The organism is Acidovorax sp. KNOB132 (assembly GCF_057541515.1).
Map to the genome: position 1 here is coordinate 1 of NZ_BAAJYT010000473.1, position 1718 is coordinate 1718.

The window sequence follows — 1718 nt, forward strand, 5'->3', positions numbered from 1 at the left end:
TGGACAGCACGGCAGGCAGGGCGGGCCACGGCCTGCCGCTGTCCCGGTCCACGGCGACGTAGCGGTAGCCGCGGGCATCGCTCACCCAGCCCAGGGCGCCGCAGTTCGTGGTGGCCACCGACATGCGGCGCCCGCCCGGCGTCGCCATGTGGCGCCACGGCGCCTGCCGCGCGATGGCGGCCACCTGCGCATGCAACGCCACGGCCACGGGGCGGGCGAAGCCGCGCAGCAGCACCGCGCCGGGCCCGAGGACGAGCCGGCCGCCCGGCGCTTCATCGGTGTCGAACAGGTCGTCGGTCATGGAGTGAGCGAAGAAGGGCCGAGGCCAGGGCCACCACCGGGGGCCTTGCCGTCAGGCCGCGTCATGAAAAATGAGGCCCATCGTGTGCCGCTGTCCCGAGCGCACCCGCGACACGCCGTGCCGCATCTGCACGCGGTAGGGCCCGCGCGTGCCCTGCACCGGCCGATGGTGCACCGCGAACACCACCGCATCGCCCTGGCGCAGCGGCACCACCTCGGGCCGCGACTGCATGCGCGGGCGCTGCTCGGTCAGCACGAACTCCCCACCCGTGAAATCGGTCCCCGGCGCGGAGAGCAGCACGGCCACCTGCAGCGGAAACACGTGCGCGCCATACAGATCCTGGTGCAGGCAGTTGTAGTCGCCGGGGCCGTACTGCAGCAGCAGCGGGGTGGGGCGCGTCTGGCCGGCCGCATGGCACCGCGCGATGAACGCCGCGTGGTCCGCCGGAAAGCGGTCTTCCAGGCCCAGGGCCGCCTGCCACCGGTTGGCCACCGGCACGAGGTGCGGATAGAGCCCGGTGCGTAGCGCCGCGATGGCCTCGGGCAGCGGGTACTGGAAGTACTGGTATTCGCCACGCCCGAAGCCGTGGCGCTCCATCACCACGCGGCTGCGAAAGCGCGCAGGCTGCGTGTAGAGGCCGGCAAGGGCGCGGCAGTCGGCCGCGGGCAGCAGCGCGTCGATCACGGCCCAGCCCTGGCCGTCCAGCGCCTGGGCCACGGCGTTCCAGTCGATGGCGCACGGGTCGCGCGCGCTCATGCCTGGGCCTCCTTGTCCAGCAGCGCCCGCTTGCGCTCCACGCCCCAGCGGTAGCCGGAGAGCGCGCCGTCGGTGCGCACCACCCGGTGGCACGGAATGGCCACGGCCAGGGCATTGGCCCCGCACGCCTGGGCCACGGCCCGCACCGCGCGCGGCGCGCCGATGCGCTCGGCGATCTGCGCGTAGCTGGCCGTCTCGCCGGGGGCGATGGCCTGCAGCGCGGTCCACACCCGCTGCTGGAACACCGTGCCCTGCACGTCCAGCGGCAGGGCCAGCCCGCGCCGGGGCGCATCAACGAAGCCGATCACCTGCGCCATCCACTGCTCGAACGCGGCATCGGCCCCGAGCAGTTCCGCGCGCGGAAAGCGGTCCTGCAGATTGCGCACCAGCGCGTCGGGGTCGTCGCCCAGCAGCAGGGCGCACAGGCCCCGCTCGCTGGCCGCCGCCAGCACCGCGCCCAGGCTGCACTGGCCCACCGCGAAGCGGATGCGCACCTGCGCCCCCCCGGTGCGGTAGCGGCTGGGCGCCATGCCGAGCACGCGGCCAGCCTCTTCGTAGAAGCGCCCCTGCGATCCATAGCCCGCGGCATAGAGGGCCTCGGTTACCGTGCCGGCGTGGGGCAGGCCGTCGCGCAGCTTTCCCGCGCGGTGCGCTGCGGCGT

3 protein-coding genes are annotated in these 1718 nt (G+C 74.3%); all 3 read right to left on the bottom strand.

From position 1 onward, the window contains the following. Positions 1 to 301, bottom strand: a 301-nt coding sequence (locus tag AC27IO_RS23840; protein ID WP_498741136.1) for an alpha-ketoglutarate-dependent dioxygenase AlkB, incomplete at its 3' end; no start/stop codon positions are given. 51 nt (positions 302 to 352) lie between these two features. After that, positions 353 to 1057 carry a 2OG-Fe(II) oxygenase gene (locus tag AC27IO_RS23845; RefSeq protein WP_487091251.1) on the bottom strand — a complete coding sequence of 235 codons (705 nt, stop codon included), beginning with the start codon at positions 1055 to 1057 and terminating at the stop codon, positions 353 to 355. Then, positions 1054 to 1718, bottom strand: a 665-nt coding sequence (locus AC27IO_RS23850) for a methylated-DNA--[protein]-cysteine S-methyltransferase (RefSeq protein WP_498741137.1), incomplete at its 5' end; no start/stop codon positions are given. The genes AC27IO_RS23850 and AC27IO_RS23845, both read right to left, overlap by 4 nt.

Excerpts from the sequence above, each read along its gene's own strand:
- AC27IO_RS23845 (WP_487091251.1), bottom strand. The coding sequence starts at position 1,057 with ATGAGCGCGCGCGACCCGTGCGCCATCGACTGGAACGCCGTGGCCCAG.